This window comes from Photorhabdus aegyptia (assembly GCF_000612035.1).
Lineage (GTDB): Bacteria > Pseudomonadota > Gammaproteobacteria > Enterobacterales > Enterobacteriaceae > Photorhabdus > Photorhabdus akhurstii.
In genome coordinates, this window is record NZ_JFGV01000112.1 from 1 (window position 1) to 4,219 (window position 4,219).

A 4,219-nucleotide genomic window follows, 5' to 3' on the forward strand; every position below is an offset into this window, starting at 1 on the left:
CAGAGCTCTGATAGCAATGACTGCTGGACGCTTACCTGCATCAACCAGTTCTTGTGCTGCCTTGGCAACGTCTATGTATTCAATGAGCTTACGGGTCATAGTGATACTCCTTTCTGGAATTGTAATATTTATCATAATTATGGTAATTATTATAATGACAAGTATAGAATTGAAACCTGCCTTACCGAAGAAAAGATAGAAAAAGTTACGATGTAACTATTACTCTGGAAAGAATTCGAAGGTATCCAACAGCACCTATCTCCACAGCATAGAATAAAGTTGCCAGAAAGATTTGTTCAGTATTATTCACATGTTAATCCTACCTCAGCTACAGTTCTGGCCTGACCTTTAACGCTTCCACGTAGAGCAAGACTTGTTCCGGCTAGATAGTTTCCGAAGTGTTGTCAGTGACATATTGGGTTTGAGGAGTAACGGAACCAACCCCCTAATTCTCCTTTGCTGACGGACTCCGGCACAGTAAACGAATAGCGCCCTTGCATATTGATATGCCCATATTGTAACGGCGAAAGTTTTTCAACATCTTCATCCTGAACCGAATAACCTTCCCGTCTGAGCTGCCGGACCGCTGCATCCATGTAAATCGTGTTCCACAGAACAATAATATTGAGCACCAGGCATAATGATCCAAGTTGATCTTCCTAAGCCTGCCTCAGCTCTCCCCGTTTTCCATGAAAGACATTTCTGGCCACTCCTTGGCCCCCGGCCTTTTTTCAATGTCCGATAATGGGACTTATCGGACATTGATTGTGGTATACTGCTTGTCCGATGAGACGATTCAGAGAGTCAATTCCTATTGAGCATTGAATATCGTGACCAACCGGGAATGAGTTGCAGGTGGTTCTGATTCATAATGAATGAGGCGTCTACGTGAAATCTGCGCCCCCTCGTGGGGGTTATTACGTTACTTTTTACGTAGCGCAACCGAGAGAGAGGGTTTTTATGGCGGGTGGACTGGCGCGGATCGGCCACGATGTGACATTAATACCGGATAACCCGGATCTGAATGAGGAAGTCCTCCGGAATCTGAATGCGTTTATCAAAGACCGGGAGGCATTTGCAGACAACACCTGGCAGCAATTCATCAAGGCCACCCGGCGCTGGTGCAACTGGTGTCTTGCCCAAGGGCGACCTTATCTGCCGGTTGATGCCGATGACCTGCGGGATTATCTGCTGGAGCTGCATGAAAACGGGCTGGCACCGGCCACCATCAGTAATTATACCGCCATGCTGAACCTGTTGCACCGGCAGGCCGGGTTACTCCCGGCCGGCGACAGTCAGCAGGTGAAACGGGTGCTGAAAAAAATCCACCGGGTGTCTATCGTGAGGGGGGAAACCGAAGGGCAGGCGATACCGTTCAGAATTACCGACCTGAATCAGGTCGATGCGGCATGGCAAGCGTCAGGCAGACTGAAAGAGATCCGCAATCTGGCGTTCCTGTTTGTGGCGTACAATACCCTGTTGCGGGTTTCCAATATTGCCCGACTCAGGGTGAAGGACTTGATTTTTAACCGGGATGGCAGTGTGATGCTGAACATCGGCTACACCAAAACCATTGTCGACGGGCGCGGGCTCACGAAAGCCCTGAGCCCCAGGGCCTCAGCCTGCCTGCTAAAGTGGCTGAACGTCTCAGGCTTACTGGATCATCCTGATGCCTACCTGTTTTGTAAGGTACATCGGGTGAATAAAGCGATCATCAGCACGGAGAAACCATTAGATACCCGTCAGTTGAGAAGAATTTTCGCGGCGGCGTGGACGGTGGCACACGGGGATAAAAAAGGCATAGAAAATAAAGGCCGGTATGCGACCTGGACCGGCCACAGCGCCCGGGTGGGGGCCGCCCAGGACATGACCGAATCGGGTTACAGCCTGGCCCAGATCATGCACGAAGGCACCTGGAAAAAACCGGAAACCGTCTTGGGCTATATCCGGAATATTGAGGCCAAAAGAAGCGTGATGATTGACCTCGTGGAAGGCAGATCTTAACCAAATAAAGTGGCATACCGGCGGGAAAGATGTACGGTCATCCTTGCCACTGCCGCTTTTGTCGGCTTTTGACCTAAACGTTTCAGGGGGGGTATCCCGCCTCATTTTTACGTGGTAATGTACTTAGTCTGGATGTCGGTATCGTTAAATCATCACAATTCTAATTTTAGAATAATCTAAAAGAAGAACATAATAGGGATGTGCTTGGGAAAAGGGCAAATATCTTACATTAAGAGTATTCATCTCTTATCTCCTTTGGTGCTAAACATATACCAAATAGGCCAACAGTATTGGCACTTGTATCATAGTAATGGTAATGTACTACAAGATTGAAATAGAGTACTATCAATGATGATATAGATTCGCTGGAAACAACAACTTGGAAAAACTTGTCATTAAAGGTAAAGAACGATGAATGTAATACAAAAAGAGGATGTGTTATTAGCACTAAATTTTTTAATCAATCGTGGTGGAACAGCGTTGGTATGGGCTAGAGATAAAATGGAAAAGGGGACATTTGATTATGTAGACGGCTTAACACTTCGGAGTGAAATTAAAGAAAAGATCTTTCATATCTGGATATTAAAAGAAAGTGATGATGAATGTTTATGTCACCGCACATTAAATATATTTCTTGAACTATATGAGGGTATTTTGTCTTACTTGAACAGTCATGGATATACGCCCGATCATGTCTCGTCATCAGTCTATCCTGACGGTTTTATTTAGTTTTCCATAGATGAATACAAATAAATCCGTCAAGAATTTCATGAATTGAGCCAATAAACTGATACTGTTCAGCATCCGCGAACAGACGGTTTGCAAGGAGCGGGATCACGGCCAGAACGGATCTTCATGTTTTTTAAAAATCCTTTTGTAATATTTGCTGTTATGAAATCTGTTGCTAGAATTAGATATAAAATATATCAAAATAAATAGTATATTGAAGATGATGATAATAGGATACTTGATAAGATCTCCCACCTAAATTTACATTGAAATATTCCAATCTTACAGTTTAATCATAATAAAGGATTCTGCTCAGCAGAATTCCTAAGAAATTTTATTTTAAGTATCTGCTAGGCCAGATTTCACTAGGCCTACAGTTTAATGCGGTAGTAACAAGCTGCTCACTAAGAACCAGTGTTTTTTTGAACATTATTTTGTTGTTGAGGAATATTCATATTTTCTTCTTCAGAGAATTCAGAAACTGATTCTTTATCTTGATATTTCATATCTTACCATCCTTCATTTATGACATGTAATATATATCGACAGAAGAAGTGTAGTACAAGAATATGCTAACTTCCTTCCGTAAACGTGTTTTTCAGAGAAGCAAGCATCGCTTCCAGTGAGTTACCGTGTAAATAGCTGCGCAAAATAGTAGATCACTTGAATGGAACTCAGTCCGAATTGTGCGATCTGATTAATCGCCAAACCAACCACAATCACCAACCGGCCTGAGCGATGCCGATCATGGGGTTGTCGGGTGGCGCGGGGGAACCTCCCCCCTACGCTCCCACAGAACCGTACGTGACACTCTCGCGTCATACGGCTCTTGTCGCTGAGCCGTTCAGCTTCTATAGGCCAAGCGCCAGTGTACAAACAACATCGGACACTCTCTGCGGATACGCCGCAACCATTGGCATGCGCGGGACAGACTTCCCCGGGTACGTTTGTGTTTGCGGGCAATCCATTTGGCCAGATGCAGGTCAACTTGTGCCATCACTGGATACAACGACGATTGGTAAAAACGCCCATAGTAGGTTATCCACCCTCGCAGAACTGGATTGATCCGACGCGCCACTTCTCCCAAGGGAACAAGGGTGCGCCGCTGCAATTTCCAATCTCTCACGATTTGACGGATCGCCTTGGCCGCTCGCCCACTCATGGCTGGCAGAAAACTGAGGAATATTGATCCGTCGCTCGCTTTCGATTTCCTGGGCCGAAATGTATAACCCAGAAAGTCAAAGCTGATCTCAGGGTAGTCTTCCGTTCGCTTTCCATCTTTGCAGTAGACTATCTTTGTCTTGCTCGGACTCATTTCCAGCTTGCAAACCGCAAGACGTTGTTCAAGCGCACCACGCAGCATGGTTGCTTGCGCATGACTTTTGCAGTGGATCACCAGTCGAGTCGCCCCGGGGAACCTCCCCCCAAGGCGCTCACGGAACCGGACGTGAACGTCTCCGCTCATCCGGCTCTTCCCATTGAAGCC

General features: G+C 45.9%; 4 protein-coding genes and 1 pseudogene. 2 read left to right on the forward strand and 3 right to left on the reverse strand.

Annotation, left to right across the window (positions count from 1 at the left end; translation table 11 throughout):
* Window positions 1-404 precede the first annotated feature (404 nt).
* Window positions 405-722, reverse strand: a pseudogene (locus BA1DRAFT_RS21070) (Tn3 family transposase); the annotation flags it as partial.
* Window positions 723-960: 238 nt separating this feature from the next.
* On the opposite strand from BA1DRAFT_RS21070, the gene BA1DRAFT_RS21075 reads away from it, so the two are divergent.
* Both BA1DRAFT_RS21075 and BA1DRAFT_RS21080 read left to right on the forward strand, forming a co-directional pair.
* Window positions 961-2,004: a tyrosine-type recombinase/integrase gene (locus BA1DRAFT_RS21075; protein ID WP_072164841.1), complete on the forward strand. Its 1,044-nt coding sequence runs from the start codon at window positions 961-963 to the stop codon at window positions 2,002-2,004.
* 411 nt (window positions 2,005-2,415) lie between these two features.
* Entirely contained in the window at window positions 2,416-2,733 is a 318-nt protein-coding gene (locus BA1DRAFT_RS21080; protein WP_036783516.1) for a hypothetical protein, read from the forward strand.
* A gap of 334 nt (window positions 2,734-3,067) precedes the next feature.
* Here BA1DRAFT_RS21080 and BA1DRAFT_RS24760 read toward each other — a convergent pair whose 3' ends face one another.
* A complete protein-coding gene (locus tag BA1DRAFT_RS24760) occupies window positions 3,068-3,163 on the reverse strand; it encodes a helix-turn-helix domain-containing protein (protein WP_072164842.1) in 96 nt (31 codons plus the stop codon).
* A 414-nt stretch (window positions 3,164-3,577) separates the two neighbouring features.
* Entirely contained in the window at window positions 3,578-3,895 is a 318-nt protein-coding gene (locus BA1DRAFT_RS22850) for a group II intron maturase-specific domain-containing protein (RefSeq protein ID WP_268747256.1), read from the reverse strand.
* Between the last annotated feature and the right edge of the window lie 324 nt (window positions 3,896-4,219).